Raw genomic sequence first — 14,842 nt, 5'->3', positions numbered from 1 at the left:
GACCTCTCAGTACTTCAGCAGGTTCGCGTCGTCGACCGACGAGGACCTGCGGGTCCGGAAGATGGTCATGATGATCGCCAGGCCCACCACGACCTCCGCGGCGGCCACCACCATCACGAAGAACGCGATGATCTGGCCGTCGAGGTTGCCGTGCATGCGGGAGAACGAGATGAACGCCAGGTTGGACGCGTTCAGCATGAGCTCGATGCACATGAACACCACGATCGCGTTGCGGCGCACGAGGACGCCGAGCGCTCCGATGGTGAACAGGATCGCCGAGAGCGCCAGGTAGTGCCCCGGACTCATTGACCAGCCTCGCCTTCACTCGTGCCGCCGCCCGCGGCCGGCGTCCCCGCCTTCACCGAGCGCCCCTCGGCGTCGGCCTCCTCGGCCTCCTCGGTGACCGCCTTGACCGCGGCCACGTCCCGTTCGAGCGCCTCCTCCTCGGTACCGCCGAACAGGTCGGCGTGCCGCTCGGCGGTGTCGGTGCGGGCCGCGATGACCGGGTTGAGCGAGAGCTCCGACGGCGTCCCGTCCGGCAGCAGCGCCGGCATGTCGACGGCGTTGTGCCGGGCGTAGGTGCCGGGGCCCGGCAGCGGGCCCGGGTGGTCGCCGGCCAGGAACCGGCCCTTGGACAGGTCCTTCTGCGTCGGCTTCGGCTCGGTGCGCTCGCGGTGCGCCAGCACCATCGCGCCCAGCGCCGCGGTGATCAGCAGGGCGCTGGTCGCCTCGAACGCGAACACGTACTTGGAGAACAGCAGCCGGGCCAGGCCGATCACGTTGCCCTCGGCGTTGGCCTGGTTCAGGCCCGCCGAGCCGCCGAGCGACGCGTTCCCGAGGCCCGCGGTCAGCAGGGCGATGAAGCCGATCGAGGCGATCACGCCCCAGAAGCGCTGCCCCCGGATCGTCTCCACCAGCGAGTCGGTGGTACTGACCCCGACGACCATCATCACGAACAGGAACAGCATCAGCACCGCGCCGGTGTAGACGATCACCTGGACGAACGCCAGGAACGGCGCGTTCTGGATCGCGTACAGCGCGGCGAGGCTCAGCATCACGGTCGCCAGCAGCAGCGCCGAGTGCACCGCCTTCCGTGTGAAGATCATGCCGAGCGCGGCGAGCACCGAGACGACGGCGAGCAGCCAGAAGAAGAACGGCTCACCGGACTGCTTGTCGGCGACCTCGGCCGCGAGGACGGCGGTGCTCATTCGCCCTCACCGTCCTTGCGCCGCTTCTCCGCCTTCACCGCGTTGTCGAGGCTCGCCCGGCCGCCGCCCTCGGACGGGACGGCCGGGCCCTCGTCGGGCTGGAGGCCGAGGCGGTAGTAGTCCTCCTCGGTGTCGCCGAGCCGCATCTCGTGCGGCGGCGTCTCCATGCCTTCGCGCAGCGGCGCCAGCAGCATGTCCTTGGTGTAGATCAGGCTCTCGCGGCTGTCGTCGGCGAGCTCGTACTCGTTCGTCATCGTGAGCGCCCGGGTGGGGCACGCCTCGATGCAGAGCCCGCAGAGGATGCAGCGCAGATAGTTGATCTGGTAGGTGCGGCCGTACCGCTCGCCGGGCGAGTACCGCTCGTCCTCGGTGTTGTCGGCGCCCTCGACGAAGATGGCGTCCGCCGGGCAGGCCCACGCGCACAGCTCGCAGCCGATGCACTTCTCCAGCCCGTCCGGCCAGCGGTTCAGCTGGTGCCGCCCGTGGAAGCGCGGGGCGGTCGGCTTCTTCACCTCCGGGTACTGGACGGTCTCGCTCTTCATGAACATCTGGTGGAACGAGACCCCGAACCCCTTGACCGGGTTCAGGAAATCACTTACTCCCACTGGTGACCTCCTCGGAGGAAGTTTCGATCGTGGGCCGGACCGGCTCGTGGACGCGGCCGTGGTAGTGCGGCAGGTCCAGCGGCGGCACCGGGAACCCGCCCGCGGCCGGGTCGGGCCGGTCGCCCTGTGCGGCGCCGGGGACGATCTCCTTGTCGTCCTCGCCGCCCCGGACCATCTCCCAGACCACCGTCGCCACCAGCACGACCGCCGCCGCCACCGCGGTGGCGATGGCGATCTGCTGGATGTCGTAGCCCTCGTTGCGGAACGCGCGGATGGCCGCGACCAGCATGATCCAGCCGAGCGAGACCGGGATCAGCACCTTCCACCCGAGCCGCATCAGCTGGTCGTAGCGGACCCGCGGCAGCGTGCCGCGCAGCCAGATGAAGAAGAAGATGAACAGGAAGACCTTGATCAGGAACCACAGCACCGGCCACCAGCCGGAGTTGGCGCCGGCCCAGACGGTGGAGATCGGCGCGGGTGCGCGCCAGCCGCCGAGGAACATCGTGGTGGCGAGCGCCGACAGGGTGGTGAGGTTGATGTACTCGGCGAGGAAGAACATCGCGAACTTCAGCGACGAGTACTCGGTGTGGAAGCCGCCGACGATCTCGCCCTCGCCCTCGGGCAGGTCGAACGGGATGCGGTTCGACTCGCCCATCATCGTGATCACGTACACGATGAAGGACGGCGCCAGCAGCACCACGAACCAGGTGTCGTGCTGCTCCGCGACGATCTCCGACGTGGACATCGAGCCCGCGAACATGAACACCGCGACGAACGACAGGCCCATCGCGATCTCGTAGGAGATCATCTGCGCGGACGAGCGGAGCCCGCCGAGCAGCGAGTACGGCGACATCGACGACCAGCCGGCGAGCACCACGCCGTAGATCCCCATCGACGACATCGCGAGGACCAGCAGCACCGCGACCGGAAGGTCGGTGCCCTGCAGCGCCGTCTGGTGACCGAAGATCGACACCGTCGGCCCGAACGGGATGACGATGAACGAGATGAACGCAGGCACCGCCGCCATGACCGGCGCCAGGACGAACACCACCTTGTCCACCTGGCGGGGGACGATGTCCTCCTTCAGCGCCAGCTTGACGCCGTCGGCGAGGCCCTGGAGCAGGCCGAACGGCCCGGCGCGGTTCGGCCCGACGCGCAGCTGCATCCGGCCGATGACGCGGCGCTCGATCCACATCGTCAGCAGCACGGTCACGACGAGGAACGCGAAGATCACGACGACCTTGCCGCCGATCAGCCACCACGGGTCGGCGCCGAAGTCCTGCAGCGTCGGGTCGGCCGCCGGGGCGGCGGCGAGGGGACTCATTCGGTGCCTCCAGCGTTCTCGGTCGCCGTCGCGAGCATCCCGCTCGCGATCTTGACGACGCCGCCCGCGGCCGTGCCCAGGTCCCGGTACAGGGCGCAGCCGGCCGAGTTCGTCGGCAGCCACACCACCCGGTCGGGCAGGTCCGGGGTGATCTCCAGCGGGAGCGTCACCTCGCCGCGCGCCGCCGACACGGTCACCGCGTCGCTCGCGCCGATCTCCGCGGCCGTCGCGGGCGACAGCCGGGCGGTCGCGGGCTTGGCGGTGCCCGCGAGGAACGGCTCCCCGTCCTGCAGCCGACCCCGGTCCAGCAGCAGCCGCCACGTCGCGACCAGCGCCTCACCCTGCTCGGGGTGCGGCGGCAGCTCCTGCGCCGTGTTCGGCGCCTCCGGCCGCTCGCCGCGGTGGGCGCCGAGCTCGGTCAGCTCGCGGCGGGCCGCCTCCGGGCCGGGCAGGCCCAGGTGGACGTCCATCTCGTCGGCAAGCGCGTCCAGCACCCGCAGGTCGGACATCCGCCCGGCCGACTTCAGCACGGTGTCGAACGGGCGGCCGCGGCCCTCCCAGTCGACGAACGTCCCGGACTTCTCCGCGACGGCCGCGACCGGGAGCACCACGTCGGCGCGGTCGGTGACCGCGGACGGGCGCTGCTCCAGGCTCACCACGAACGGGGCGGCGTCCAGCGCCCGCAGCATCGCATCCGGGTCGGGCAGGTCGTAGGGGTCGACGCCGCCGACGAGCAGCGCGCCGCGCCGCCCCTCCGCCGCCGCCGCGATGATCCCGGCGGTGTCCTCGCCGGGCCCGGCGGGCAGCTCCGCGACGCCCCAGGTGCGGGCGACCTCGGCGCGTGCGGCGGGGTCGGTGACCGGGCGGCCGATCGGCAGCAGGCCGGGCAGTGCCCCGGCCTCGATCGCGCCGCGTTCCCCGGCCCGGCGCGGCACCCACGCCAGCTTCGCGCCGGTGACCTGCGCGAGCCGGACCGCCGCGGTCAGCGCGCCGGGGCTGGTCGCGAGCCGCTCACCGGCCAGGATCACGGCGCCGGGCGTCTCCAGCAGCGTCCTGACGTCGGACCGGGCCTCGTCCCCGATGAGGGAGCCGAGCGTCTCGGCCTCCGCGCCGGGCGGCGTCGGCAGCAGCGTGCCGCCGACCTTGGTGAGCCCGCGCGTCGCGAACGGCGCGGCGGCGTACACCGGGAGCCGGTTCCTGCGGAACGCCTTGCGGAGCCGCAGGAACACGATCGGCGACTCCTCCTCCGGCTCGAAGCCGGCGAGGACGACGACGGGCGCCTTCTCCAGGTCGGCGTAGGAGACCTCGATGGAGCGTCCCGCGACGGACGACGCGAAGAACCGCGACTCCTCGTCCGACAGCGCGCGGGCCCGGAAGTCGACGTCGTTGGTGCCGAGCGCGATCCTGGCGAACTTGGCGTACGCGTAGGCGTCCTCGAGGGTGACGCGGCCGCCGGTCAGCACGCCGGCCGAGCCGCGCGCCGCCGCGAGGCCGCGCGCCGCGATGGTGAGCGCCTCCGGCCAGGACGCCGGCTCCAGCTCGCCGTCCTCGCCCCGGACGAGCGGGGTGGTGAGCCGCTCCGGCTGCGTGGCGTAGGTGAACGCCCAGCGGCCCTTGTCGCAGTTCCATTCCTCGTTGACCTGCGGCTCGTCCCCGGCCAGCCGGCGGGTGACCTTCCCGCGCCGGTGGTCGGTGCGCAGCCCGCAGCCCGCCGCGCAGTGCTCGCAGACGCTCGGCTGCGACACGAGGTCGAACGGCCGGGACCGGAACCGGTACGCGGTGCCGGTGAGCGCTCCCACCGGGCAGATCTGCACGGTGTTGCCGGAGAAGTAGGAGTGGAAGGGGTTGCCGTCGGCGGTCGCGATCTCCTCCTTCGCCCCGCGATCGAAGAAGTCGATGAACGGGTCGCCGGCGATCTCGTCGGAGAAGCGGGTGCAGCGGGTGCACTGGATGCACCGCTCCCGGTCGAGCAGCACCTGGCTGGACAGCGGGATCGGCTTAGGCCAGGTCCGCTTGGTCTCCAGGAACCGCGTCTCGCCCCGCCCGTTGGACATCGCCTGGTTCTGCAGCGGGCACTCGCCGCCCTTGTCGCAGACCGGGCAGTCCAGCGGGTGGTTGATGAGCAGGAACTCCATGACGCCGTGCTGGGCCTTGTCGGCCACCGGCGAGGTGAGCTGGGTCTTGACCACCATGCCCGGCATCACCGGCGTCGTGCAGGACGCCTGCGGCTTCGGCATCCCCCGGCCGTTCCCCGCGTCGGGGATCTCCACAAGGCACTGCCGGCACGCGCCGATCGGGTCGAGCAGCGGGTGCTCGCAGAACCGGGGGATCTGGATGCCGATCAGCTCGGCGGCCCGGATGATCAGCGTGCCCTTCGGCACCTCGATCTCGAAGCCGTCGATGGTGCAGGACACCATCTCCACGGGCTTCTCCACCGCCGACTTGTCGTCGGTGACGGTCACTTGGCACCTCCCCAGAGGGTGGACTTGGCCGGGTCGAACGGGCAGCCGCCCTGCTCGAAGTGCTGGAGGTACTCGTCCCGGAACAGCTTGATGGACGACACGACCGGGCTGGTCGCGCCGTCGCCGAGGGCGCAGAACGCGCGGCCGAGGATGTTGTCGGAGATGTCCAGCAGGGTCTCCAGGTCCTCCTCGGAACCGTCGCCGGCCTCCAGCCGCTTGAACATGTTCTTGTACCAGTAGGTGCCTTCGCGACACGGCGTGCACTTGCCGCACGACTCGTGCGCGTAGAACTCCGACCAGCGCTGGACGGCCCGCACGACGCAGGTCGTCTCGTCGAAGATCTGCAGCGCCCGGGTGCCGAGCATGGACCCGGCGGCGCCGACGGACTCGAAGTCCAGCGGGACGTCCAGGTGCTCGTCGGTGAAGATCGGCGTGGACGACCCGCCGGGCGTCCAGAACTTCAGCCGGTGGCCCGCGCGGACGCCGCCCGCCATGTCGAGCAGTTCGCGCAGCGTGATGCCGAGCGGCGCCTCGTACTGGCCGGGCCGCGTGACGTGCCCGGACAGCGAGAAGATCCCGAAGCCCTGCGACTTCTCGGTGCCCATCGCGGCGAACCACTCCGGCCCGTTCCCGATGATCGAGGGAACCGAGGAGATCGACTCGACGTTGTTGATGACGGTGGGCCCGCCGTACAGGCCCGCGACGGCCGGGAAGGGGGGCTTCAGCCTGGGCAGACCGCGGAACCCCTCCAGGGAGTCCAGCAGCGCCGTCTCCTCGCCGCAGATGTAGGCGCCGGCGCCGCAGTGCACGACCACGTCCAGGTCGTAGCCGGAGCCGAGGATGTCCTTGCCGATGTATCCGGCCTCGTACGCCTCCGCCACCGCCTGCTGGAGGCGGCGGATCACGTGCAGGACCTCGCCGCGCACGTAGATGAACGCCTGGTTCGACTTGATGGCGTACGCGCTGATGATGACGCCCTCGATGAGGACGTGCGGGTTCGCCATCATCAGCGGGATGTCCTTGCACGTGCCCGGCTCGGACTCGTCGGCGTTGACGACGAGGTAGCGCGGGTTCGGGCTGGACGGGGGCAGGAAGCCCCACTTCATCCCGGTGGGGAATCCGGCGCCGCCGCGGCCGCGGAGCCCGGAGTCCTTGACGGCCTGGACGATCTCGTCCGGCGCCATGCGCAGCGCGGTGCGCAGCGCCGTGTAGCCGCCGCCGCGCTCGTAGCCGGCGCGGGTGAACGAGTCGGCCTGGTCCCAGTTGTTCGTGAGGACGGGGGTCAGCGTGGTCACTTGTTCCGTCCCTCCTGGCTGCCGGGCTTGGCCTCGCCGGGGATGGGCTCGCCCGGCTCGTGCGGCGGCTCGGCGATCTGCTCCGGCTTCACCGGTTCCTCCGGCCGCTCGCGGTCGGCGTCGACGGCGGGGGCCGCCCACCCGCGCTCCTGCGCGAGCTTCAGGCCGACCAGCGACTCCGGCCCGGCCTGGACGCCCTCGCCGGCGAGCCCGTCCGGGAACCCGGCGAGCACGCGGGACGCCTCCCTCCAGGTGCTCAGGCGGTTCGGGCCGCGGGAGGGGAGCACGTCGTTGCCGAGGCGCAGGTCGTCGACGAGCTGCTTGGCCTTCTCGGGAGTCATGTTGTCGAAGAACTCCCAGTTGACCATCACCACGGGGGCGAAGTCGCAGGCCGCGTTGCACTCGACCCGCTCAAGGCTGACCTTGCCGTCCGGGGTGGTCTCGTCGTGGCCGACCCCGGTGTGCTCGCTCAGCTCGTCCCAGATCTGGTCGCCGCCCATGATCGCGCACAGCGTGTTCGTGCAGACGCCGACGTGGTAGTCCCCGACCGGCTTCTGCTTGTACTGCGTGTAGAACGTGACGACGCCCATCACCTGCGCGGGCGTGATGCCGAGCGTCTCGGCGCAGAACGCCACGCCGTCCTTGGTGACGTGGCCCTCCTCCGATTGCACCAGGTGCAGCATCGGCAGGAGCGCCGACCGCGGCCGCGGGTACCGGCCGATGATCTCCTTGGCGTCCCGCTCCAGCCGCTCGCGTACGTCGGGTTCGTATGTCATCGGTCCACTCCCCCCATGACCGGGTCGATGCTGGCCACGGCGGCGATGATGTCGGCGACCATGCCGCCCTCGCTCATCGCCGGGGCGGCCTGCAGGTTGACGAAGGACGGCTCGCGGAAGTGCACGCGGTAGGGGCGGGTGCCGCCGTCGCTGACCACATGGGCGCCGAGCTCGCCGCGCGGCGACTCGATCGGCACGTACGCCTGCCCCGCCGGCACCCGGAAGCCCTCCGTCACCAGCTTGAAGTGGTGGATCAGCGCCTCCATCGAGGTGCCCATGATGTGCGCGATGTGCCGGGGCGAGTTGCCCATGCCGTCCGCGCCGATGGCCAGCTGCGCCGGCCAGCCGATCTTCTTGTCCTCGATCATGACCGGGCCCTTGACCGTCTGCAGCCGCTCCAGGCACTGCTCGACGATCCGCAGCGACTGCTCCATCTCGTCCATCCGGACGAGGTAGCGGCCGTACACGTCGCAGGTGTCCTGCGTCGGGACCTCGAAGTCGTAGGTCTCGTAACCGCAGTAGGGCTGCGACTTGCGCAGGTCCCACGGCAGGCCGGTCGAGCGCAGTATCGGGCCGGTGATGCCGAGCGCCATGCAGCCGGTCAGGTCGAGGTACGCGACGTTCTGCGTGCGGGCCTTGAAGACGTGGTTGTCGTCCATCAGCTTGCGCAGCGCCTGGATCCGCTTCGGCATCCGGTCCAGGTAGTCGCGGACCTTGCTGGCCGCGCCGCTCGGCAGGTCCTGCGAGACGCCGCCCGGCCTGATGTAGGCGTGGTTCATCCGCAGGCCGGTGATCTCCTCGAACAGGTCGAGGGTGTACTCGCGCTCGATGAACCCGTTCAGCATCACGGTCGTCGCGCCGAGCTCCAGCCCGAACGTGGCGATCGCGACCAGGTGGGAGGAGATCCGGTTCAGTTCCATCATCATCACGCGGATGATCTGGGCCCGCTCGGGGATCTGGTCCTCGATGCCGAGCAGCCGCTCCACGCCGAGGCAGTACGTCGCCTCGTTGAACAGCGGGGCCAGGTAGTCCATCCGGGTGCAGAACGTGGTGCCCTGCGTCCAGGTGCGGAACTCCATGTTCTTCTCGATGCCGGTGTGCAGGTAGCCGATGACCACCCGGGCCTCGTTCACCGTCTCACCGTCGAGCGTGAGGATCAGCCGGAGCACGCCGTGCGTGGACGGGTGCTGCGGGCCCATGTTGATGACGAGCCGCTCGTCGCCCATCTCCTCGGCGGCGGAGACGACCTTCTCCCAGTCCTGCCCGCCGACGTCGAAGACCTTGCCCTCGGCCGCCTCTTCGGCGGCGTACGCGTCGTACTCGGTGTACTTCGTCGAACTCATACGTACGACCGCCTTTCGTCCGGCGGCGGAATCTCCGCTCCTCGGTACTCGACGGGGATGCCGCCGAGCGGGTAGTCCTTGCGCTGCGGGTGCCCCACCCAGTCGTCCGGCATCTCGATGCGGGTCAGCGCGGGGTGGCCGTCGAAGACGATCCCGAAGAAGTCGTACGTCTCGCGCTCGTGCCAGTCGGCCGTCGGGTAGACGGGGACCAGCGACGGGACGTGCGGGTCGGCGTCGGGGCAGCTCGCCTCCAGCCGGACCCGCCGGTTGTGCGTGATCGACAGCAGGTGGACGACGGCGTGCAGCTCGGCGCCCTCGTCCTTCGGGTAGTGGACGCCGGACACGCCCGAGCACAGCTCGAAGCGCAGCGACGGGTCGTCCCGCATGGTCTTGGCGACCTCGCGCAGGTGCTCGCGCCTGACGTGGAAGGTCAGCTCGCCGCGGTGCACGACGACGCGCTCGATCGCGTCCCCGAAGTCCGGCCCCGCCTTCTCCGGGGACGACCCCGAACCCCGGAGAGCCCTTTCCAGCTCGTCCGCGATCTCGTCGAACTCGCCGGGCTCGGCGGCGCCGCCCGGCCCGCCGTACGGGCGCGGCGCCGACACCTTCGGGCTCTGCCGGACGACGAGGCCGCCGTACCCGGAGGTGTCGCCGGTCGTCTTCGCGCCGAACATGCCCTTGCGGACGACCGGCTGCTCGCGGCGCTCCTCCTCGGCGTGCGCGGGCAGCTGGTCGGCGGCCTGCTCGGCCTGCTGCTCGGGGTGCTCCGAACTCACGTCACGCCCCCTGTCCGAGAAGCGGCAGCTGCCGGCGCTTGGCCTCTTCCAGCTCGGCGATCTGCTTCTCGCGCTGCGGGCCGAGCTTGGTGTTCTGGATCTTGTCGTGCAGCTTCAGGATCGCGTCCAGCAGCATCTCCGGCCGCGGCGGGCAGCCGGGCAGGTAGATGTCCACCGGGACGATGTGGTCGACGCCCTGCACGATCGCGTAGTTGTTGAACATGCCGCCGGACGAGGCGCACACGCCCATCGCGATGACCCACTTCGGCTCGGTCATCTGGTCGTAGATCTGCCGCAGCACCGGCGCCATCTTCTGGCTCACCCGGCCCGCGACGATCATCAGGTCGGCCTGCCGCGGCGTCGCCGAGGCACGCTCCATCCCCCACCGGGAGAAGTCGTGCCGGGGGTCGCCGGCCGCCATCATCTCGATCGCGCAGCAGGCGAGGCCGAACGTCGCCGGCCACACCGAGCTCTTGCGCGCCCATCCCGCGACCTGCTCGACCGTGGTCAGCAGGAATCCGCTGGGCAGTTTCTCCTCTAGACCCATGTCAGTCCCACTCCAGACCGCCGCGCCGCCAGATGTAGGCGTACGCCACGAGGACGGTGACGATGAAAAGAACCATCTCGACAAGGCCGAAGAGCCCCATCCGGTCGAAAGCGACCGCCCAGGGATAAAGGAAGATGATCTCAATATCGAAGACGATGAAGAGCATCGCCGTCAGGTAGTACTTGATCGGAAATCGTCCGCCGCCGACGGGCTGGGGGGTCGGCTCGATGCCGCACTCATAGGCGTCCAGCCGGGCGCGGTTCCACCGCTTCGGGCCGGTGAACGCGGCCATCAGCACCGAGCCGCCGGCGAAGGCGAAGGCGAGCACTCCGAGCACGATGATCGGAATATAGAGATCCATATCCCTACGACCTCTCCTCGGGACGTACGACGTTGTACGGGACGGGCCGACCGCGACCCGCCACCCTAACCAAGGTGATCAATAGCGCTCCCCTCAGGGGGTCGGGTTATGCACTGTAGTCCGCTCACCTGCGGAAGCTTGAATTCGATCAGCCGCGTCGTCCGCCCGCTCATGCCGCCGGAGCCACCTTCTGCATCGCGTTGATGACACGGTCCATCGCGTCCCCGCCCTTGGGGTCGGTCAGGTTGGCCAGGAGCTTGAGCGTGAAGCGCATCAGCGTCGGATGCGGGAGGCCGTGCGATGTGAGGAACTTCATGATGCGCGGATCGCCGATCGCCTGCACGAACACGCGGGCGAGGGTGAAATAGCCGCCGTGCTCGTCCTTCAGGATGCGCGGGTACTCGTACAGGGTCCGCTCGCGCTGCGCCGGGGTGCGGCGGGCGAGCGCCTGCACCATGATGTCGGCCGCCAGCCGGCCGGACTCCAGCGCGTAGTCGATGCCCTCGCCGTTGAACGGGTTGATCATGCCGCCGGCGTCGCCGACGAGCAGCATGCCGCGGGTGTAGTGCGGCTGCCGGTTGAAGCCCATCGGCAGCGCGGCGCCGCGGATCTTCGAGGTGGCGTGCTCCTCGTCGAACTGCCAGTCCTCCGGCATCTGCGCGCACCAGCGCTGCAGCATGCCGCGGTAGTCGACGCTCTGGAACGCCTTGCTGGTGTTGAGGAGGCCGAGCCCGACGTTGGACGTCCCGTCGCCGACGCCGAACACCCAGCCGTAGCCGGGCAGGAGGCGCTCGCCGTCCCAGAGTTCGAGCCACGCCTCCATGTAGTCGTCGTCGTGGCGCGGCGTCTGGAAGTAGCGGCGGACCGCGACGCCCATCGGACGGTCCTCGCGCCGCCGCAGCCCCATCGCGAGCGACAGCCGGGTCGAGTTGCCGTCGGCGGCGACGACGAGCGGCGCCCGGAACTCGACCTCCTCGCCGTCGAACTGCGCGGTGACGCCGATGATGCGGTCGGTGCGCTCGTCCAGGATGGGACCGGTCACGTTGCAGCCCTGCAGCAGTTGCGCGCCGGCCTTCGCGGCGTGCTCGGCGAGCAACTGGTCGAGGTCGGTGCGCTTGCGGACGAGGCCGAAGTCGGGGAACGAGGCGAGTTCCGGCCAGGGCAGCTCGACCTTGACGCCGCCGCCGTAGATGCGCAGCCCCTTGTTGCGCCCCCAGCCGGGGTCGTTGATGTCGACGCCCATGCCGATGAGCGCGCGGACGGCCCGCGGGGTGAGCCCGTCGCCGCAGATCTTGTCCCGGGGGAAGGCGGCCTTCTCCAGCAGGAACACGTCCAGGCCCGCCTGCGCGAGCCAGTAGGCGGTCGACGACCCGGCGGGGCCTGCCCCGACGACGATCACGTCCGCGTGTCGGGTGGAGTCGGTCACGGCGGTCCTCTTCAGCTCGTTCGCTTGTGAAGCACTTCACAAGGATCCGACAGGGGAGTCTATTCCTTTATCACGACTGGTGGGTACTTCTGGGTCGGTCTGAGTTCGGACCGGTCCGGCCCACCGGCCGCGGCGATCAGCCCGGATTGACGGCGTGGTGCAGCGCGGCCACCCCGAACGTGAGATCACGCCAGCGCACGCCGCCCCACCCCGCGTCCTGGATCAGCCGCGCCAGCGCCGCCTGGTCGGGCCAGGCGAGCGTCGACTCGGCGAGGTAGCGGTAGGAGTCGGGATTGGAACTGACCCGCGCCAGCAGCGGCAGCCCGTAGCGCAGGTGCGCCTTGTGGCCGAGCGCCAGCAGCGCGTTCGGCGGATGGCTCACCTCGCAGACCAGCAGCCGCCCGCCCGGCCTGGCCACCCGGCGCAGCTCGCGCAGCGCCCGGCCGGTGTCGGCGACGTTGCGCAGCCCGAACGAGATCGTGACGGCGTCGAACGAGGCGTCCGCGAACGGCAGCCGCAGCGCGTCCCCCGCCACGAAGCTCAGCCGCCGCACGTCCGCCTGCCGCCGCACCCCGACGCGCAGCATGCCGAGCGAGAAGTCGCACGCCACGGTGTCGGCGCCCGCCTCCGCGAACGGCACCGAAGAGGTACCCGTCCCCGCCGCGAGGTCGAGGACGCGCTCACCGGGCTTCGCCTCCAGCGCCCGCACGACCTCCCGGCGCCACCGCCGGTCCTGCCCGCCGGTCATCAGCGTGTTCAGCAGGTCGTACCGCTCGGCGGTGCCGTCGAACATCGCCGCGACGTCGGCGGGCTGCTTGTCAAGAGAGGCGCGGGTCATGCCCCCACCCTAGAAGGACGGCCGACCCGCCGCGCGCACCGCCCGGCGCCCCGCGGCCGGCGGCTACTCCCCGCCGGGGCGCAGCCCGTCCTCTTTGGTGAGGCTCTTGTCGAATTTCCGGCGCTGGGAGCGGACGCCGCGGTTCACGGCCGCGGACATCCGGTCGCGCTGCGCGGACAGCAGTACGTAGCTGACGATGCCGCTGATCAGCAGGGCCGTCAGCAGGAGCAGGAAGCCGCGGGCGCCGAAGAGCGCCAGCACACCCGCGGTCGCCCCGAAGATGGCGAGCCGCGCGACGGTGTAGAGAATGACGGATCGCATGGCCCTTCGAGGTTATCCCCGGTGCTCCATGGTCCGGCCCCTGGGGTCACTTCAGGACGTCCAGGAAGAGGGCCGGGTCGACGTTGCCGCCGGAGAGGATCGAGACGTAGGTGCGCCCCTCCGGCAGTTCGGCCCGGTGGTGGAGGTAGGCGGCGGTGGCGGCGGCGCCGCCCGGTTCGGCGATCAGGCGGGCCTCGCGGGCGAGGCGCCGCATCGCCTGGCGGATCTCGTCCTCGGTGACGGTGACGATGCCGTCCACGTGCGCCTGGATGTGCGCGAACGGGAGGTCGCCGACCTGCTGGACGCGGAGGGCGTCGGCGATGGTGCGGCCGGTCTTCTCCGCGTCCCAGGAGACGGGACGTCCCGCGGCCATCGAGTCGCGGGCGTCCGCGGCGAGCTCCGGTTCGACGCCGATGACCTTCGCCTCGGGGCGCAGCGCCTTGACGGCGGCGGAGACACCCGCGATGAGGCCGCCGCCGCTGATCGGGACGAGCACGACGTCGGCGTCCGGGCAGTCCTGGACGATCTCCAGCCCGGCGGTGCCCTGCCCGGCGATGACCCGAGCGTCGTCGTAGGGCGGGATCATCGTGAAGCCGTGCGCGGCGGCGAGCTTGCCCGCGGTCTCGGCGCGGGCCTGCGCGGTCGGCTCGACGTAGACGACCTCGGCGCCGAGCGCGATGCACCGGTCGACCTTCACGCCGGGGGTGGTGTGCGGCATGACCAGGACCGCCTTGATGCCCAGGGCGCGGGCCGCGTAGGCGACGGCCTGCGCGTGGTTGCCGCTGGAGTGCGTCACCACGCCGGCCGCGCGCTCGGCGGCGGTGAGGGACGCTATGGCGGCGTACGCGCCGCGCACCTTGAAGGCGCCGATCGGCTGCAGCGACTCGGCCTTCACCAGCAGCGCCGGCTCTCCGGCGGCGGGGTCGGGGTCGCGGGGAAAGGGAACGAGCGGGGTCCGGACCGCGACGCCCGCGATGCGCTCGGCGGCCCGCTCGATCTCCGGCAGCGTGACTAGATCGGACATGGTCTCGAAGACTACTTCGGGCGCCGCCGGCAGGGGCCCGGAGACGCGTTTCCGCCGTGACATGGCAGGTCAAACGGGGTCAGCGTGCACGCTGTGCCAGAGGAGGCGAATACTGAGCGCGATCGCTCCAGTTCGGGAAACTACGGTCGGTGATCTTTTCCGAAAACAAGGGAGAAATCGGTCTTGACCCGCCACACTGTTAAACAGTCCACCCGCGCCGAGAGCGGGACAAAGGGGGAGAGAAAACGTGGAGAGCACGAGCGAGCGCCTGCTGACCCCAGGGGAGGTCGCCGCCCTCTTCCGGGTCGACCCGAAGACGGTCACCCGGTGGGCCGCCGCGGGCCGGATCAGCAGCATCCGCACTCCGGGGGGCCACCGGCGCTTCCGCGAGTCCGAGGTGCACGCGCTGCTGCGCGGCGAAGAGCCCGTCGCCGAGCATTCATCGGCCCGCTGACGAGGCTCTGGCCGCCCGGACCGCCGCGCCACGGACCGGTCCTTCCAGCCGGGCGGCCGGGGCATCGCACCCGACCCGGGGG

At 70.8% G+C, this 14,842-nt stretch carries 16 protein-coding genes; 1 reads left to right on the top strand and 15 read right to left on the bottom strand.

Features of this window, described 5'->3' with window-relative positions; translation table 11 throughout:
• Positions 1 to 6: 6 nt before the first annotated feature.
• From nuoK to AL2_RS04030, 15 genes are all read right to left on the bottom strand, one after another.
• Positions 7 to 306, bottom strand: coding sequence for an NADH-quinone oxidoreductase subunit NuoK (gene nuoK / locus AL2_RS04100; protein WP_067629231.1), 300 nt, complete (start codon positions 304 to 306; stop codon positions 7 to 9).
• On the bottom strand, positions 303 to 1,208 hold the full coding sequence (locus AL2_RS04095; protein ID WP_067629229.1) for an NADH-quinone oxidoreductase subunit J: 906 nt from the start codon (positions 1,206 to 1,208) through the stop codon (positions 303 to 305). The genes nuoK and AL2_RS04095 overlap by 4 nt, the downstream gene beginning before the upstream one ends.
• Positions 1,205 to 1,813 (bottom strand): NADH-quinone oxidoreductase subunit NuoI, encoded by a 609-nt coding sequence (gene nuoI / locus AL2_RS04090; protein ID WP_067630294.1) that lies wholly within the window; start codon positions 1,811 to 1,813, stop codon positions 1,205 to 1,207. Before nuoI ends, AL2_RS04095 begins: the two co-directional genes overlap by 4 nt.
• Positions 1,800 to 3,137: an NADH-quinone oxidoreductase subunit NuoH gene (nuoH, locus tag AL2_RS04085; RefSeq protein ID WP_067629227.1), complete on the bottom strand. Its 1,338-nt coding sequence runs from the start codon at positions 3,135 to 3,137 to the stop codon at positions 1,800 to 1,802. Before nuoH ends, nuoI begins: the two co-directional genes overlap by 14 nt.
• Positions 3,134 to 5,599 carry an NADH-quinone oxidoreductase subunit G gene (locus AL2_RS04080; protein WP_067629225.1) on the bottom strand — a complete coding sequence of 822 codons (2,466 nt, stop codon included), beginning with the start codon at positions 5,597 to 5,599 and terminating at the stop codon, positions 3,134 to 3,136. The genes nuoH and AL2_RS04080 overlap by 4 nt, the downstream gene beginning before the upstream one ends.
• The gene (nuoF, locus tag AL2_RS04075) at positions 5,596 to 6,894 is read right to left on the bottom strand and encodes an NADH-quinone oxidoreductase subunit NuoF (protein WP_067629223.1); all 1,299 of its coding nucleotides are present in this window, start codon (positions 6,892 to 6,894) and stop codon (positions 5,596 to 5,598) included. The genes AL2_RS04080 and nuoF overlap by 4 nt, the downstream gene beginning before the upstream one ends.
• Positions 6,891 to 7,670, bottom strand: coding sequence for an NADH-quinone oxidoreductase subunit NuoE (nuoE, locus tag AL2_RS04070; protein WP_067629221.1), 780 nt, complete (start codon positions 7,668 to 7,670; stop codon positions 6,891 to 6,893). The genes nuoF and nuoE overlap by 4 nt, the downstream gene beginning before the upstream one ends.
• Positions 7,667 to 9,013 carry an NADH-quinone oxidoreductase subunit D gene (locus AL2_RS04065; protein WP_067629219.1) on the bottom strand — a complete coding sequence of 449 codons (1,347 nt, stop codon included), beginning with the start codon at positions 9,011 to 9,013 and terminating at the stop codon, positions 7,667 to 7,669. The genes nuoE and AL2_RS04065 overlap by 4 nt, the downstream gene beginning before the upstream one ends.
• Positions 9,010 to 9,789 carry an NADH-quinone oxidoreductase subunit C gene (locus tag AL2_RS04060; protein WP_067629217.1) on the bottom strand — a complete coding sequence of 260 codons (780 nt, stop codon included), beginning with the start codon at positions 9,787 to 9,789 and terminating at the stop codon, positions 9,010 to 9,012. The genes AL2_RS04065 and AL2_RS04060 overlap by 4 nt, the downstream gene beginning before the upstream one ends.
• A gap of 1 nt (position 9,790) precedes the next feature.
• The gene (locus AL2_RS04055; RefSeq protein WP_067629215.1) at positions 9,791 to 10,336 is read right to left on the bottom strand and encodes a NuoB/complex I 20 kDa subunit family protein; all 546 of its coding nucleotides are present in this window, start codon (positions 10,334 to 10,336) and stop codon (positions 9,791 to 9,793) included.
• Position 10,337: 1 nt separating this feature from the next.
• Positions 10,338 to 10,697 (bottom strand): NADH-quinone oxidoreductase subunit A, encoded by a 360-nt coding sequence (locus AL2_RS04050; protein WP_067629213.1) that lies wholly within the window; start codon positions 10,695 to 10,697, stop codon positions 10,338 to 10,340.
• 169 nt (positions 10,698 to 10,866) lie between these two features.
• Positions 10,867 to 12,123, bottom strand: a complete 1,257-nt coding sequence (locus tag AL2_RS04045) for a geranylgeranyl reductase family protein (RefSeq protein ID WP_067629211.1) — start codon at positions 12,121 to 12,123, stop codon at positions 10,867 to 10,869.
• A gap of 136 nt (positions 12,124 to 12,259) precedes the next feature.
• Positions 12,260 to 12,961, bottom strand: coding sequence for a demethylmenaquinone methyltransferase (locus tag AL2_RS04040; RefSeq protein ID WP_067629209.1), 702 nt, complete (start codon positions 12,959 to 12,961; stop codon positions 12,260 to 12,262).
• 63 nt (positions 12,962 to 13,024) lie between these two features.
• A complete protein-coding gene (locus tag AL2_RS04035) occupies positions 13,025 to 13,282 on the bottom strand; it encodes a DUF4229 domain-containing protein (protein WP_067629207.1) in 258 nt (85 codons plus the stop codon).
• Positions 13,283 to 13,328: 46 nt separating this feature from the next.
• Positions 13,329 to 14,306, bottom strand: coding sequence for a threonine ammonia-lyase (locus AL2_RS04030; protein ID WP_067629205.1), 978 nt, complete (start codon positions 14,304 to 14,306; stop codon positions 13,329 to 13,331).
• 247 nt (positions 14,307 to 14,553) lie between these two features.
• On the opposite strand from AL2_RS04030, the gene AL2_RS04025 reads away from it, so the two are divergent.
• Positions 14,554 to 14,760, top strand: coding sequence for a BldC family transcriptional regulator (locus AL2_RS04025; protein ID WP_067629203.1), 207 nt, complete (start codon positions 14,554 to 14,556; stop codon positions 14,758 to 14,760).
• The last annotated feature ends 82 nt before the right edge of the window (positions 14,761 to 14,842 follow it).

It is taken from the genome of Actinomadura latina NBRC 106108, assembly GCF_001552195.1.
In the GTDB taxonomy this organism is placed as follows: Bacteria; Actinomycetota; Actinomycetes; order Streptosporangiales; family Streptosporangiaceae; genus Spirillospora; species Spirillospora latina.
Note: the sequence above shows the minus strand (reverse complement) of the source record. Positions and strands in the feature narration are given on the sequence as shown.